This is a genomic window from Pelagimonas sp., assembly GCF_058892305.1.
Window position 1 is genome coordinate 1 of the sequence record NZ_JBZXVN010000009.1, and the last position, 15,188, is coordinate 15,188.

At 55.5% G+C, this 15,188-nt stretch carries 18 protein-coding genes and 1 tRNA gene; 8 read left to right on the top strand and 11 right to left on the bottom strand.

Features of this window, described 5'->3' with window-relative positions; all coding sequences use genetic code 11:
* Positions 1–260: hypothetical protein (locus AC5EFR_RS03750; RefSeq protein ID WP_493574623.1), on the bottom strand; the 260-nt coding region annotated here is incomplete at its 3' end.
* Positions 261–353: 93 nt separating this feature from the next.
* Between AC5EFR_RS03750 and purM the strand changes: the two genes are divergently transcribed.
* The 3 genes from purM (at position 354) to rnd (ending at position 3,246) form a co-directional block, all read left to right on the top strand.
* Positions 354–1,400, top strand: coding sequence for a phosphoribosylformylglycinamidine cyclo-ligase (gene purM / locus AC5EFR_RS03755; RefSeq protein ID WP_493574624.1), 1,047 nt, complete (start codon positions 354–356; stop codon positions 1,398–1,400).
* Positions 1,397–1,987, top strand: coding sequence for a phosphoribosylglycinamide formyltransferase (gene purN, locus AC5EFR_RS03760; protein ID WP_493574625.1), 591 nt, complete (start codon positions 1,397–1,399; stop codon positions 1,985–1,987). Before purM ends, purN begins: the two co-directional genes overlap by 4 nt.
* 101 nt (positions 1,988–2,088) lie before the next feature.
* Positions 2,089–3,246: a ribonuclease D gene (gene rnd / locus AC5EFR_RS03765; RefSeq protein WP_493574626.1), complete on the top strand. Its 1,158-nt coding sequence runs from the start codon at positions 2,089–2,091 to the stop codon at positions 3,244–3,246.
* 15 nt (positions 3,247–3,261) lie between these two features.
* On the opposite strand, the gene AC5EFR_RS03770 is transcribed toward rnd, so the two are convergent.
* Positions 3,262–3,768 carry a hypothetical protein gene (locus tag AC5EFR_RS03770; protein WP_493574627.1) on the bottom strand — a complete coding sequence of 169 codons (507 nt, stop codon included), beginning with the start codon at positions 3,766–3,768 and terminating at the stop codon, positions 3,262–3,264.
* Between the two features lie 122 nt (positions 3,769–3,890).
* Between AC5EFR_RS03770 and AC5EFR_RS03775 the strand changes: the two genes are divergently transcribed.
* Positions 3,891–4,301 (top strand): SufE family protein, encoded by a 411-nt coding sequence (locus AC5EFR_RS03775; protein ID WP_493574628.1) that lies wholly within the window; start codon positions 3,891–3,893, stop codon positions 4,299–4,301.
* Between the two features lie 60 nt (positions 4,302–4,361).
* Here AC5EFR_RS03775 and trpE read toward each other — a convergent pair whose 3' ends face one another.
* The 8 genes from trpE to fabI form a co-directional block, all read right to left on the bottom strand.
* Positions 4,362–5,876, bottom strand: a complete 1,515-nt coding sequence (gene trpE / locus AC5EFR_RS03780; RefSeq protein WP_493574629.1) for an anthranilate synthase component I — start codon at positions 5,874–5,876, stop codon at positions 4,362–4,364.
* 14 nt (positions 5,877–5,890) lie between these two features.
* A complete protein-coding gene (locus tag AC5EFR_RS03785; RefSeq protein ID WP_493574630.1) occupies positions 5,891–7,741 on the bottom strand; it encodes a peptidylprolyl isomerase in 1,851 nt (616 codons plus the stop codon).
* A 55-nt stretch (positions 7,742–7,796) separates the two neighbouring features.
* Complete coding sequence (locus AC5EFR_RS03790; protein WP_493574631.1) at positions 7,797–8,981, bottom strand: aminotransferase; 1,185 nt, start codon at positions 8,979–8,981, stop codon at positions 7,797–7,799.
* Positions 8,982–9,035: 54 nt separating this feature from the next.
* Positions 9,036–9,542 carry a xanthine phosphoribosyltransferase gene (gpt, locus tag AC5EFR_RS03795; protein WP_493574632.1) on the bottom strand — a complete coding sequence of 169 codons (507 nt, stop codon included), beginning with the start codon at positions 9,540–9,542 and terminating at the stop codon, positions 9,036–9,038.
* Between the two features lie 10 nt (positions 9,543–9,552).
* Positions 9,553–10,164: a LysE family translocator gene (locus tag AC5EFR_RS03800; RefSeq protein WP_493574633.1), complete on the bottom strand. Its 612-nt coding sequence runs from the start codon at positions 10,162–10,164 to the stop codon at positions 9,553–9,555.
* Between the two features lies 1 nt (position 10,165).
* Positions 10,166–10,768: a LysE family translocator gene (locus AC5EFR_RS03805; protein ID WP_493574634.1), complete on the bottom strand. Its 603-nt coding sequence runs from the start codon at positions 10,766–10,768 to the stop codon at positions 10,166–10,168.
* 86 nt (positions 10,769–10,854) lie between these two features.
* A complete protein-coding gene (locus AC5EFR_RS03810) occupies positions 10,855–11,583 on the bottom strand; it encodes a hypothetical protein (RefSeq protein WP_493574635.1) in 729 nt (242 codons plus the stop codon).
* A gap of 17 nt (positions 11,584–11,600) precedes the next feature.
* Positions 11,601–12,407 (bottom strand): enoyl-ACP reductase FabI, encoded by an 807-nt coding sequence (gene fabI / locus AC5EFR_RS03815; RefSeq protein ID WP_493574636.1) that lies wholly within the window; start codon positions 12,405–12,407, stop codon positions 11,601–11,603.
* A 132-nt stretch (positions 12,408–12,539) separates the two neighbouring features.
* Here fabI and pdxH point away from each other — a divergent pair, with 132 nt between their 5' ends.
* Both pdxH and AC5EFR_RS03825 read left to right on the top strand, forming a co-directional pair.
* A complete protein-coding gene (gene pdxH, locus AC5EFR_RS03820) occupies positions 12,540–13,145 on the top strand; it encodes a pyridoxamine 5'-phosphate oxidase (RefSeq protein WP_493574637.1) in 606 nt (201 codons plus the stop codon).
* 162 nt (positions 13,146–13,307) lie between these two features.
* Positions 13,308–13,838: a cold-shock protein gene (locus tag AC5EFR_RS03825; RefSeq protein ID WP_299922198.1), complete on the top strand. Its 531-nt coding sequence runs from the start codon at positions 13,308–13,310 to the stop codon at positions 13,836–13,838.
* A gap of 257 nt (positions 13,839–14,095) precedes the next feature.
* Here AC5EFR_RS03825 and AC5EFR_RS03830 read toward each other — a convergent pair whose 3' ends face one another.
* On the bottom strand, positions 14,096–14,308 hold the full coding sequence (locus tag AC5EFR_RS03830; RefSeq protein ID WP_493574638.1) for a hypothetical protein: 213 nt from the start codon (positions 14,306–14,308) through the stop codon (positions 14,096–14,098).
* Here AC5EFR_RS03830 and AC5EFR_RS03835 point away from each other — a divergent pair.
* Positions 14,303–14,605: a DUF192 domain-containing protein gene (locus AC5EFR_RS03835; protein WP_493574639.1), complete on the top strand. Its 303-nt coding sequence runs from the start codon at positions 14,303–14,305 to the stop codon at positions 14,603–14,605. The genes AC5EFR_RS03830 and AC5EFR_RS03835 overlap by 6 nt on opposite strands.
* 58 nt (positions 14,606–14,663) lie before the next feature.
* Positions 14,664–14,740: transfer RNA gene (locus AC5EFR_RS03840), tRNA-Pro, on the top strand.
* Positions 14,741–15,188: the final 448 nt, after the last annotated feature.

The window sequence follows — 15,188 nt, forward strand, 5'->3', positions numbered from 1 at the left end:
TAAAACCGATCTGTCCAATCCAACAACAGCCGCAGCGACAGGTAATAGCCATCCGCCTTGTCACAGTCATAGCGCTGAATCAGCTTGGCCCGATAGGGCGCGCTGCTGATGTCACTGCGCAGATTGTCCTCGCGGCGATGCCACCACGCCTGTACAAGGGCTAGCAACCCCACAGTGCCGGCAATGCCACCGATGATACCCCAAAGCTCAGAGTTCCAAAAAACCGTCATACAATCAAACCCAAGCGTGAATACGCGCATCTTCACAGCCCTACGGCGAGCGTCAAGGCGCAATGGCCCTTTCCTTTAAAGTCGCTATGGGATAACCGAACCCCGCTGCCGAAGGAGAACACCATGAGCGATGCAAACAAAGGTCTGACCTATGCCCAGGCTGGGGTCGATATTGACGCGGGTAACGCCCTTGTTGAGCGGATCAAACCCGCCGCCAAGCGGACCAATCGCTCGGGTGTGATGAGCGGACTTGGCGGTTTTGGCGCGCTGTTTGACCTCAAGGATGCCGGTTATAGTGACCCGATTCTCGTTGGGGCCACCGATGGGGTTGGCACCAAGTTGCGCATCGCGATTGATACCGGCCATGTGGATGGTGTCGGCATTGATCTGGTCGCCATGTGCGTCAACGATCTGGTTTGTCAGGGGGCTGAACCTCTGTTCTTCCTCGATTATTTTGCCACTGGAAAACTCGATACCGAGACCGCCGCGCGGGTTGTCGAAGGCATTGCCGAGGGCTGTGTGCGTTCGGGTTGCGCCTTGATTGGTGGGGAAACCGCCGAAATGCCCGGCATGTATCCGGCGGGTGATTTCGACCTTGCTGGATTTTCCGTTGGTGCCATGGAACGCGGCACGGCCTTGCCCGCCGGTGTCAGTGAAGGCGACGTTTTGCTTGGCCTTGGGTCTGATGGTGTGCATTCCAACGGCTATTCTTTGGTGCGCAAACTGGTTGAGATGTCCGGCCTTGGCTGGGATGCGGATTGCCCATGGAGCGAAGGCACCTTGGGGGCGGCTTTGCTAACCCCAACACGTCTTTACGTGACCCAATGTTTGGCTGCGATCCGCGCTGGTGGTGTTCATGCGTTGGCCCATATTACCGGCGGCGGTTTGACTGAAAACCTTCCGCGCGTATTGCCCGAAGGCATGGGGGCGGACATTGATCTTGGCGCGTGGGAAATGCCCGGCGTTTTCAAATGGATGCAAGAAACTGGCGGCATTGAAACCTCGGAAATGCTCAAAACCTTTAACTGCGGCATTGGCATGATCCTTGTTGTGTCGGCGGATCAGGCGGATGCGTTGCAAACGCTTTTGACGGAGGCGGGTGAAACCGTTGCGCGCCTTGGTTCGGTCAACGGGTCCGAAGGCGTCTCCTACACTGGAACCCTTGCATGAAACGGGTTGCGATCCTGATTTCGGGGGGCGGATCAAACATGGTTCGCCTCGTCGAAGACATGATCGGCGATCATCCGGCGCGCCCGGTTTTGGTCTTGGCCAATAACCCGTCAGCGGGTGGCCTAGCCAAAGCCGCTGACATGGGGATTGCAACCGCGGTTGTGGATCATCGTGACTTTAAGGGTGACAGGGAAGGTTTTGAAAAGGCCTTGATTTCAGCGATCGACCCCTATGAACCTGACATCCTTGCTCTGGCTGGGTTTATGCGGATTTTGACACCTGTGTTTGTCGGTCACTACGCCGAGCGGATGATCAATATTCACCCGTCACTTTTGCCCAAATATCGTGGGCTTCATACCCATGCCCGCGCGCTTGAGGCCGGCGATGATGAGGCCGGTTGCACAGTTCACGAGGTCACGGCCGAACTAGATGATGGGCCGATCCTGGGTCAGGCCCGTGTCCCGATCAAACCCGGCGATACGCCCGACACATTGTCGGCACGGGTTTTGGTTCAGGAGCACAAGCTTTACCCAATGGCGCTGCGTCGTTTTGCATCCGGTGACAAATTGCCGATTTTACTAGGTTAATTTGTTTGTTTTCGCGGTTTCGGTTGTGTTTTCGCCACGTGCAGGGTTAGCTAGTGGAACCCGCGCGTCATTCATTAAAGACAACAAAGAAAAGGCTGCGAATGCAGACCATTACCACCACCGAAGATCTCGCCGCTTTTTGCGACCGCGCCAAAGGCAAGCCCTATATTACCGTCGATACGGAGTTCCTGCGCGAGCGGACCTACTACTCCAAACTGTGCCTGATTCAAGTGGCGCTACCGGGGAATGATCCCGACGACGCGGTGTTGGTTGATCCTTTGGTTGATGGATTGTCGCTTGAGCCGATCTTGGACTTGTTTCGTGACAAAAGCATTGTCAAAGTGTTCCACGCCGCCCGCCAGGATCTTGAAATTTTCTTCATTGATCATGGCGTTATCCCTGATCCTTTGTTCGATACACAAGTTGCGGCCATGGTCTGTGGCTTTGGTGAACAGGTTGGCTACGAGACGTTGGTCAAGCGGATCGCCAAGCAACAGCTGGACAAAAGTTCGCGCTTTACCGATTGGTCGCGCCGGCCTTTGACCGATGCACAAAAGACCTATGCGGTAGGTGATGTGACGCATTTGCGCCAAATCTATGAATTTCTGGCCCGTAAACTCGAAGAGACGGGCAGGGAACGTTGGGTCGGCGAAGAGATCACCACCTTGATGGACCCAGAAACCTATATTACCCGGCCCGTGGATGCGTGGAAACGGGTGAAAACCCGGTCGAATTCAGCACGTTTTTTGGCAACGGTGCGCGCTTTGGCCGAGTTTCGTGAAACACATGCGCAATCACGCAACGTTCCACGAAATCGGGTTTTCAAGGATGATGCTTTGGTTGAGCTTGCGTCGACAAAACCCGCCACCATGCAAGACCTTGGCCGCTCTCGCCTGCTTTTACGAGAAGCGCGTCGAGGGGACATTGCCGACGGTATTCTGGCAGCAATTCAGGTCGGATTGAATTGTCCGGCGGATCAATTGCCCAAGGTCGCCAAGGAACGTGACAAGCTTCAAGTGAACCCGGCTTTGGCCGATTTGCTAAGGGTGTTGCTTAAGGCGAAAACAGAAAACTTTGGTGTGGCGTCGAAACTGATTGCGCCGACGTCTGACCTCGATCTGATTGCCTCGGGCGAGCGGGATGTCGCGGCCATGCGCGGTTGGCGCCGAGAAGTCTTTGGCGAGGACGCGCTGCGTCTGTGCAACGGCGAAATTGCCCTCGCAACCAAAGGCAAGCAGGTTGTTGTGATCGAAGTCTAAAAGGGTTCGCGGCGGTTAGCGCCGCGACACCTGAACGTTGCGAACAGCTTTGACGCGGATTTCGCGAATGCCCGCCAATTGATTGTCGGTCAACCAAACCGCCGCCGTGACGCTGCGTGAGGCGGTCGTTCCAACCGGGCCACGGCTTTGGAGCGCTTTGAACGCATAGGTGAGGGTGTCCGCGTCGCTTTCGTCAGGGACTGGAACAAGCTTAACCTCAAAAAGGTTCTGCCGATCGCCAATACCAGTGGCGCGGACAATGGCCCCACCAGGACGGCGTTCAATCACAAGATTGGTGACTTCACCAACTTCGCGTCCGCGATAGGTGGTGTCCTCTTTGGTCCGAAAAATCGAGGCGCGGCGGCGACGTGGAATCAGTGGGTTCACATCTTCGGACACATTCACCGGTTCTGAGTGGCTATTGCCAAACCAGTTAAACGGATTGACTCGCGAGTCGCGAATAGCTCCGCAACTGGTCAAAACCAGCGCCGAAAGAACCAGAACGGAAAGCGGTTTGTTCATGCTGTTTCTGCCCTATACCTGCCTATCCTTTGAGTTATCGCATATCGCATCGGTTGGAAAGCGCCAAGGGCTGGACCTTTGCTCATGCGCGCCTTAGGTGCATAATAAAAGAGGAGACCGGCATGGCGCAGGCAGCATTCGAAGAGGTTGTCGAGGATTTCGAATTCCTGGACGATTGGGAAGATCGCTATCGCATGGTGATCGAAATGGGCAAAGCGCTCGCTCCGTTGGAAGACGCGCTGAAAGTGCCCGCAACCAAGGTGGACGGCTGTGCCAGTCAGGTTTGGTTACACATCACCCCGGCGGACGGGCAGTTTCATTTTCAAGGTGAAAGTGATGCGATGATCGTCCAAGGGCTGATTGCCCTGTTGCACAAGCTCTATGACGGATTGCCTATGGCCGAGGTCAACGGCGTCGATGCACGGGCCGAATTGGGGCGTTTGGGATTGCATGATCACTTGTCGGCCCAACGCTCAAACGGATTGCGCGCGATGATCGAACGGATTCGTCAAGAAGCGGTCGCTCAGACCTAAATCCAAATTGACGTTCGAAGTTAAAAACCGACGAGCAAGGGCCCGTCGGTTTTTGTGTGTTTAGCTATTTCCGTTGCCGGTAAAGCGTGCGGCATCTGCGGCGGCCCGGCGGATGGCGTTCGATTTGTGAACGGTCTCCTGATATTCGGCCTCGGGGTCGCTGTCATAGACAACACCGCCACCGGCTTGGATATAGAGCTTTTGGTCTTTGACGATTGCGGTGCGCAGCGCGATGCACATGTCCATATCGCCACCGGCGCTGAAATAGCCAACACCGCCGCCATAGACGCCACGTTTTTCTGGCTCTAGCTCATCAATAATTTCCATAGCCCGCACTTTGGGCGCACCCGAAACCGTCCCTGCGGGCATCCCGGCAAAGAAGGCCGATAGTGCGTCTTGGTCTTCGTGCAGCTCACCCACAACGTTTGAAACGATGTGCATGACGTGGCTATAGCGTTCGATAATGAACTCTTCGGTCGGGCGCACTGTGCCGATTTTGGCGACACGGCCGACATCGTTGCGGCCAAGATCAAGCAGCATCAAGTGCTCGGCCAGCTCTTTTTTGTCCGCCAACAAATCGAGTTCCAACGCCTTGTCTTCTTCGGGCGTGGCACCGCGCGGACGGGTGCCTGCAATCGGGCGAATGGTGACTTCGTTGCCAAAGACCCGAACCAAGATTTCCGGTGACGCCCCGATGACCTGAAAACCGCCAAAGTTGAAATGGAACATGAAGGGCGAGGGGTTGGTACGGCGCAGGGACCGATACAAGGCAAAAGGCGGAAGCGGGAAATCCTGTGTCCAACGTTGGGCCGGGACCACCTGAAAAATATCGCCGGCCTTGATGTATTCCTTGGCCTTCATCACCGCGGCTTTGTAGCCGTCATGGGTGAAATTCGACACGGGCGTGCCAAGATCGGCGGCTTCGCCGAGGTCGCGGGCTTGTTGGGGCAGGGCGCGTTCCAAATCACGAACGGCGTCCATCACGCGCTCTGCGGCTTGCGCATAGGCTGCGCGGGCCGACATGCCGTCCTGAACCCATGCGGGCGAGACAACCGTCACTTCGCCCTTGGCTCCGTCCAAAACCGCGACAACAGACGGGCGCAGGAAACAGGCTTCGGGAAGGCCCAGAGGATCAGGGTTTACATTGGGCAGATGTTCGACCTGACGGATCATGTCATAACCCAGATAGCCAAACAGACCAGCCGCCGCTTGCGGAAGATCGTCGGGCAGGTCGATCCGGCTTTCGGCCAAAAGCGCGCGCAACTCATCCAAAGGTGCGCCGGGTTGATCGACAAAACTATCTGGGTCAAAGCGCGCCGCCCGGTTGATCCGAGAGGTTGAGCCGTGGCTTTGCCAAATCAGATCCGGCTTCATGCCGATGATCGAATAGCGCCCCCGGATTTCGCCTCCGGTCACGGATTCAAGCATAAAGCTATCGCGCGCGGCACCCGTCAGCTTGAGCATCAAGGACACCGGCGTATCAAGGTCCGCCGCAAGTCTGGTATAGACAACCTGATTGCGCCCCGATTGGTACGCAGTTGAAAAGTCGTCAAATGAGGGGGTGAGCTCGGACATAGCCAGGTCTGACCTTATTGGAAATTGGCGTGAACGGCGTTGATCGCCTGTTGATCAATCGAGACACCGGCACGCTGTTGGATGTCAGCAGACAAGGCCCGGAACAAATCTTGGGACACATCAGATGCGGCTTGATCCCCGAACAAATTGACGAGCATTTGCGCGCTTTCATCTTCGGTATCTGCGGCCAAGATTTCGTCCAGACGAAGGATGACCGCGCCTTGGGCACCCGCTACGGCCCGTACGTCGCCCGGTTCCATGTCAAACACCGCGTCCAAAACGCCCGCTGCAAGATCTGCGCCAAATGCGTTGCGCGTCAGGCCTTCTTCGGTATTCGGGGACAGGGAGAGCGCCTCAAAGGTTTTACCTTCAGACAGCTCTGTCGCCTTTAGTTCGGCCTGCTCAACAAGAGCTTTGGTGCGTTCGGCGGTCTCAAGAGCCGTGATGACATTGTCACGCACATCTGGAAACGGGATGGGAGCAGGCTCCATGATCTCCTCAAGGCGCATCGCAAAGATGCCGCCATCGCCAAGCTGGGCAATGCTAGGATAATCCTCTGAGGTGGCTTGGGCGGCTAGATCGCGGAACCCATCATAGGCGGCGATTTCACCATCGCCATCGTTGCCTGTCCAACCAATTTTACCCAACTGCAAATCTGAGGCTTCTGCCAATTCTTCAAGAGTCGCCCCAGCGGCCAATTCATCATCAAAGCCTTGCGCTTGACCTTCGATCACCCGACGGGCCCGATCAAGGGCGAGAGCATCGCGCAAGTCCGGCGTCGCCTCGGCAAATGTCGTGGTTTGTGCAGGCAAGATGGCATTTACGCGGAAGAGTGCAGGGCCTAGGTCGCTGTCTGCTGGGCCGACAACGGTCCCAACCTCGGCGGCAAAGACCGTTTCGGCGGCGTCGCCCAGATCACCCTGAGTAACATCGCCCATATCCGTATCAGACAGCGTCAAGTCGCGTTCTGCCACCAAGTCTTCAAACGTTGCTTCACCGGTGGTGACACGATCCAGAGCCGTTTGGGCCGTGGCAGCGTCGCCATATACGAGACGCTCAACCAAACGACGTTCTGGCATGTTGAACTCAGCCTCGCGCTCCGCATAAGCGGCACGCAGGCTATCTTCGTCGATCTCAACTGTATCAAGGATCATCTCCGGCGTGAGCCAGACATAGGTGATCAGCTTGGTTTCCGGGCGCGTGTACTGCGCGAGATTGTCATTGTACCACTCGGTAAGCTGCTCCTCTGTTGGAACGGGCAAGCCGGTGGTCAAGTTTTCAGGGCCATAGTTTGCCCATGTAAAGGCGCGGCGTTCCCCGGCAAAGCCAACCAAGGTTTCGACATAGGTATCGGGTAGCTTCACACCGGCCAAAACCGACCCCTGTAGAATGGTGCTGGCACTATCAGCGCGCAGGCCTTCTTCGAACTCACGCTCGCTCAGCCCGGCATTGTTCAACGCATATTCATAGGCTTCGCGGCTGAATTGGCCATCCGCGCCCTGAAAGGCCCGCGTGTTCACGATCTCTTCGGCAAGACGTTCATCACCGACGGATATTCCCATCTTGGCGGCTTCGCTTTCAAGCGCGGCATTCACCACCATCTGGGCAAGAACCTGAGACGTTACGCCTTGTTCCTGAGCCTGCTGAAAGGTCAAGGGTTGACCATTTTGGGCTTCGATGGCGGCAATCTGATTGCGCAATCCACGATAGTATTCCTGAACCCCGATGTCGGCGTCACCAACAGAGCCAATGCTGCTCACATTTCCCGAGAAATTGGTGGCCCCAAAGCCGCCCAAACCCACAAAAAGTAGTGCCATAAGGCCATAGACAAAAATCTTGCCAATGCTCGTTTTTTTCTCGGCCATTATGTCCTCCGAAGGAATGGTTTTCGCCTGTCTGTCGCCTTGTCTACGACGGGGCTTAAGCCCCTGCAAGGGGCCAGTCGAGGCTGGCAAGGCGTTGGGTTACTTTCTTGATGTCTGATGGGGTCACATTTGCGAAAGCAACGCGAAAGGCGCGGTCGGCTGATGTGTCGCCTTCGGGCATGAACATCGACGCGGGCAAGAGCAAAACCCCAGCCTCGCGGACTAGTTTTGGTGCGAGATCCTGAGCACGACCGGCAAAGGGATGTGTGACCCAAGCGAAATAGGCCCCGACTCCGTGAAGCTTCCAGCCCTTGTCGGCCAAAATTTGGAAGCTGTCTTCGACGGCCGCGCGGCGGGTCAATAGGTCGGCACGTTGGTCCGCCAACCAAGGGCCAAGGTTGCGCAACCCCCATTCCGCTGCGATCTGTCCCAGAGTCGGGGCGCAAATTGTGATGGTGTCGAGGTATTTTTCGACCTCGGACAAGGTTTCGGCGCTGGCGATAATCGCCCCGGTGCGATGTCCGGTCATGCGAAAGCTTTTGGAAAAACTATAGAGTTGGATCAGCGTATGATCCCAATCCGAGGTCTTCAACAGGGCATGGACCGGGTCGGATTGGCTGTGAAAATCGCGGTAGGTTTCATCTATGATCAGTTTCAACCCATGCTCGCGCGCAAGATCGAAAAAACCACGCAATAGGGAAGGCGGGTATTCAACGCCGGTCGGGTTATTGGGCGAAATGAGCAAAATAGCTTTGGTGTTTGGGGTGATCAAACTCCGGGCTTGATCGACATCCGGCAAAAGCCCGGCCCCAATCGTCAACGGGCGGGCCGCAACACCGGCCATATCCATGCACATTTTGTGGTTAAAGTACCACGGCACCGGCAAAATCACCTCATCTCCGGCGCTGCAAAGGGCGGCAATACAAGCGGCAAAGGCCTGATTACATCCGGCGGTGATAGCGATTTGGTTCGGAGCGACTTTGGCATCGTAAAACCCCGACCAGGTTGCGGCCAGGGTTTCTCGCAAAGAAGACAGCCCCAAGACCGGCCCATACAAATGGGTGGCCGGAGATTTGAGCGCTTCGGCCATCACATCCTGCAACACCTGAGGCGGCGGGTCTGCGGGCACGGCTTGGCTCAAGTCAATCAAGGGGCGATCGGCCGGAAACTCTACACCATCCAACCACTTGCGCGCGGCTGGAATAGGTGGCGCAAAGGTGGTTTGCGTCCAGCTGGTCATATCGTCTTCTCCCCCGGGAAAATGGCGCAAACACTGGGGTTTGCGCCGCAGGATTTAGTCGTCTTTACCGGTGTAGGGCTTGACGTATTGCAGCGCCATATCCCACGGGAAGAAGATCCAAGTGTCTTGGCTGACTTCGGTAATATAGGAATTCACCTGCGGCTTGCCCATGGGTTTTGCATAGATGGTTGCGACATGGGCGTTAGGCATGTGCTGGCGCACGACCTCAAGCGTTTTGCCGGTGTCGACCAGATCGTCAATGATCAGAACCCCTGTGCCGTCGCCAACCAGCTCTTTGTTGGGGGCCTTGATCACTTGCGGCTCGGACTGGCTTTGGTGCTGATAGCTTTTGACGCTGATGGTGTCGACCAAACGAATATCAAGTTCACGCGCGATGATCATTGCCGGGGCCATACCCCCACGGGTGATCGCAACAATGGCTTTCCAGCCTTCTCCATTTGGGCTTTGGTCCTGAAGGCGCCATGCAAGCGCACGGGCGTCACGGTGCAATTGGTCCCAGCTGACATGGAAGCCTTTTTCATGGGGCAAACGGTCGGTCATCGGTGTCTCCTTAGGTCAGGGCGATTTTCAGCCCGAACACAGCAATCAGCGCGCCAAAGACCCGGTCGGTCCAGGATTTGATACGGGCGTAAAGCGCGCGGGGTTTGGGAAGGGAAAAGATTCGGGCCACGCTGAGATACCACAGGGTTTCATTCACCCCGATCATGGCAACCAGCAAAACACGCGACAAAACCGTGGCGTCGGTGGGCACAAGGCCAACAAACACCGCGCCAAAGAAGACGGCGGGTTTTGGATTTGTGGCAAAGGCCAAGAACCCCATACGCATGGCGGATAGCGGGTGGCGCGGGGCCGAGGTGTTGATATCGGGCATCGGGGTCTTGGCATGGCGGCACATCATGATCGCTATATAGACGAGGAAGAGACCGCCAACGATTTTGAGGCCCACAAACAACGCAGGTACCATTTCAAACAACAAAGCCAGCCCTGCCATCGCACCGGCAGCCCAAAGCATTGCGCCCAATCCATAGCCAACGGAAAGCATCACCGCCGTTACAAAGCCTTCGGACGCCGCAGTGCGGAGGCACAACACAAAGGTTGGCCCGGGGCTCATCGCGGCCAAGAGGTGGATTAAGACAATCGAGAAAAAGATGCCAAATTCCATATCAACGTCCAATTAAGAGCTTGAGACCCAATAACCCAAGGATCGCACCGGCCACCCGGTCAAAACTCGATTTGAGACGCAGGTAACCGGCACGGGCCGGTGGGGTCGACAGCAATGCGGCAAAGGCCGCGTAGGCGATCAATTCGATTACAAGGTGATTGCCGACGATCAACGCCTTTTCAGCAAGGCTAAGCCCTGCAGGAAAGATCACAACCAAGACTGAGGCCGCAAACAGCACCGATTTTGGGTTGGCCAAATTGACCAATAACCCACCCAAAAACGCCTTTTTGCCCGGCGTCGCCGTGTCGTTGAGCGGTTTGGCGGCGTCGCGCCACAACCCGATGGCAACCCAGATCAGATAGATAGCACCGGTGGTCTTGATCAAAACAAACGCCCATGGAAACAGCGCAAAAACCGCTTCGAGCCCCAAAAGAGCCGCGGCGGTCCAGCAGGCCGCCATCAATGCCAATCCGGCCCCCGTTGCCATGCCAACCCAAAATCCGCCGGAAATGGCCTGACGCAACGCAAACAACAGGGCCGGGCCGGGCGCAGCAAGCGCGGCCAGCAAGGTCAGGTTAAAGGCGAGCAGGTGGGTCCAATCCATGGGATGTGTCCTTTGTTCGGGCTGTTCTAGGACAACAACCAAGCCCCAGCAAATCGAAAACACCGCAAAACGCGACGGTGGGCAAGTCAATTCACCGCGTAACGCCCGTCAATGACTTCAACAACCGGGATTTTCCGGGTGGTTTCGAACTGTTCATAGATCGGAGAAAGCTGTTCCCAAAATCCGAACCAAGGCGAATGGGCCGCCTGTGCCATACGCTCTGGCGTCATTCGAAACGGAAAGGCGTGGACGGGCACCGCATGTTGCCGGCCGCTCAACGCTGCCTCGACCAACACATAGATTTCTTCAATCATCGGATCGGTCATGGCATAGCATCCGACCGACACACAGTTGCCATGCACCATCAAAAAGCTACCCGTTCGATCATGGGATCGGTCAAACCGATTGGGAAAACCAAGGTTGAAGGACAAATGAAAACTTGAGTTTGGGTTCAACGCATCGCGGCTAACATTATAAATGCCTTCGGGGGATTGGCGGTCGCCCTCGCGTAGTTTCGGGCCAAGATCGCCAGAGAAATTGCAAATCGGATAGGTTTTAAACAGGCTGAATTGGCTGTTGTCTTGGATCCAAAGTTCCAGCTCGGCCTCTTCTTTGAAGATCCTTAAGAATACCGGCGCTCCAAAGCTGAGATCGCGTTGCTCAAGAAGTGATGTCAAGATTGGGATCTGGTGGGCGCGAATCTCCGAAATATCGGCGCGAAGCCCAAGCTTTTCCGCCACTGGCGGTGGGACTATATGGCGTGCCTTGTAGGCGGCAAAGAAAAAGCCCGCGCCAAGCGCGAGCATCATTGTCATTAAACCAAGTCGGCGCATCAGCCCTTGGTGATATCAGGCGCGTCAACGGCCTTCATGCCAACCACATGGTAGCCCGCATCAACGTGCAGGTTTTCACCGGTGACACCGCTACCCAGATCGGACAGTAGATAGAGCGCTGATTTGCCGACATCGTCGGTGGTCACATTGCGGCGCAGCGGCGAGTTGTATTCGTTCCACTTCATAATGTAGCGGAAATCGCCAATGCCCGAGGCGGCCAAAGTCTTGATCGGGCCCGCCGAAATCGCATTGACGCGAATGCCATCTTTGCCAAGGTCTTCGGCAAGGTATTTGACCGATGCCTCAAGCGCGGCCTTGGCAACACCCATGACGTTATAGTGCGGCATGACTTGCTCGGCACCGTAATACGTCAGTGTTAGGGCGCTACCGCCCGGTTTCATCATCTTCTCAGCGCGCTGCATGATCGCGGTAAAGCTATAGACCGAGATATCCATCGTCATGGTGAAGTTGCCACGCGTGGTGTCAACATAGCGGCCACGCAATTCGCCCTTGTCGGAAAAGCCGATGGCATGCACGACAAAGTCCAGCTCACCCCATTTTTCCTTGAGAACAGCAAACAGCTCATCCATCGAGGCTTCGTCACCGACGTCGCAGGGCAGGACGATGTCGCTCCCTAGCTGTTCAGCCAAAGGGCCAACGCGTTTTTTCAGCGCCTCGCCCTGATAGGAAAATGCCAGCTCGGCACCGGCATCGGCGCAGGCCTTGGCGATCCCCCAGGCAATCGACTTGTCATTGGCAAGACCCATGATGAGGCCGCGTTTGCCAGCCATCAAACCATTCGACATTTTGGTACTCCAACCCTGTCCACGTTAGACACGGTCTTTAGGTGAATGCCCGGCACGCTTCAAGCCAATGCTGAAACAGGTTGCACATTCCGATGACCTAAGGGACATCTTGACCCACAAACGGAGGCTGACATGACAGATAGAACCGGGATTTTTGCGGGGGATGACCCATTTTCCCTTGCCCAAAGCTGGCTGGATGAGGCGGTCGAAACAGAAATCAATGACCCCAATGCCATGGCCTTGTCGACGGTAGACGCCGAAGGCATGCCCAACTCGCGTATGGTTTTGCTCAAAGATATCGAAGCCGATGCCTTTGTTTTCTACACCAATTACGGCAGTGCCAAGGCGCGGGAACTGGACGGGCAGGGCAAGGCGAGTTTCGTGATCCATTGGAAATCATTGCGCCGTCAAATACGCGTCCGCGGTCTCATTGAACGTGAAGACGGGCCGGCGGCGGACGCCTATTACAAATCCCGATCTCTCAAAAGCCGACTTGGCGCTTGGGCGTCCCATCAGTCGCAACATTTGGACTCGCGCACGTCGTTGATGGCAGATGTGGCCAAAATTACCGCGACCAAAGGTCCAAATCCGCCGCGTCCCCCGTTTTGGGGCGGTTATAGGATTCGCCCGATTGAGATCGAATTCTGGGCAGATGGGGCGTTTAGATTGCATGACCGCTTTCAGTGGACACGGCCAGATTGTACCGCCCAATGGTCAGTCTACCGCTTGCATCCCTAAAATGGGATATGTTCTGGTTCAAACGGATAGGTTTGGACGAATTGTCCAAGTTTGACTGTGCCCCCGACACAAAATAGAGCAATTTGTAGACCTTGAAATCCGACTGTTATTTGTTCCAAGACAGACGGTGGGGATACGTCAGTACATCACTGGAAGGTGAGTTTGAAACAGAACGACAATGAAGTAACACGGCTGTTAGGCACGGTTAAGTGGTTTGATCCTGTAAAAGGGTTTGGTTTTGTAGTTGCCGATGAAGGCGGGCCGGACATTTTGCTCCATGCAAATGTTCTGCGCAATTTTGGGCAAAGCTCAGTAGCCGATGGAGCGCAAATCGAGATCGAAGTTCAAGAGACCGATCGCGGTGTGCAAGCAACCGAAGTGTTGCGAATTGATCCACCCGAGGTCGCCGATAGCGCACCTTTGGCGGATTTTGAACATTTGGACCCAGAGGTCATGGCGCAGGCTTCACTCGAGCCTGCCCGTGTCAAATGGTTCGACAAGGCCAAAGGCTTTGGGTTTGCAAATGTGTTTGGAAAACCCGATGATGTGTTCATTCATATCGAAGTTCTGCGCCGGTCAGGACTAGCGGATTTGCAGCCCGGAGAGGCATTGGCAATTCGTGTCGTCGACGGCAAGCGCGGACGCATGGCGATGGAAGTGAACGCATGGGAAGCAGCCTTAGTACGCGAATAACCTTTCGATTTGGACGGGCGTCTCAGGCCCGTTTTGTTTTAACGAGTGTTTTGGCTTTGGCTTTTGCTGGTCAGGCCGTCGCGGACAAGAACGCTTTTAATGAAAGATCCGGAGAGGAGCGTCCACCTGATGAAGCTCCTCCCGAGATCATTTCGGTTCCCCCTGTTGAACCGGCCCCTGGCATTGCGCCTCCCTTTACATTGAATCCCGTGACACCGGACCCTGTGGTGCCGAACCCTGTGACTCCGCTCCCTGTGTCACCGGCACAAGACGGCGGTCTTGATAAAGCCAATCTTGATAAAGAGGCGGATTCGCAGCAGGTCGCGACCCAAGATGTTGTCGCGGACCCATCTGCCGCCAAAGAGAGTTGTCCAGACGATACACTGTGGCTGCGCGGTGATTTTGGACGCGCGCGGTTCAGTGTCGACGTTGCCGATACGCGTGAGGCGCGGGCCCAAGGTTTGATGCATGTGGAATATATGCCAAGCAGCAAAGGCATGTTGTTTGTCTATGAATTCCCCCGAGAGGTGGCGTTCTGGATGAAAAACACCCTGATTCCACTTGATATCATCTATGCAGATGAACGCGGCGTGGTCTCAAGCATTCAAGCGAATGCGATTCCGGGAGACCAGACTCCTTTACCGGGAGAGGGGCTGATCCAGTATGTCTTGGAAATCAATGGTGGATTGGCTGCGAAACTTGGGATTTCACCCGGAAATGAGATCCAACATCCGGCGATTTTAGCGCCAATTTGGCCTTGTGAATAATTTTCCCATTTTGGGGGTTTTCATCCGGCGAAAGGGTCGCTAAACACCGCCTCACGGTCGGGGTGTGGCGCAGTCTGGTAGCGCACCTGTTTTGGGTACAGGGGGTCGTGAGTTCGAATCTCGCCACCCCGACCACTTCTCTCTTACAATCTAGATATAGACGCCTTCGGGCGCCTTACCGTGCGGAAGCCCTATATATGGTGCTCTCGTTAAGGTTGATTCGGACCCTCAATCCCTTGTTTGTGCCCCCGGTGCCACATCTTTCGTGACTTAACGAAGATTAACAAAAAACGACGGTTATCTTCAGGTTGTTTGTCAACAACTGTGGATAACTGAGCCGAGACATTGAGTTTTTCCAAGTGTTACCGGGGTTGGTGGGAATTAACCTTCTGTGGGTGAATCGGGGGAGTACTACAGCCCCTAGTGGGGGCAAGTTTCGTCAACACAAAATATATGTAGAAACTGTGAAAAAACCCGTTGACCCAAAGGCGAGATAACAGCAATTTGTGCGGGCCGGTCGAGAGGCACACTAGATATAGTAGTCACGACCGCACGAGGGATAGAACGCTTACCACAGCAACAA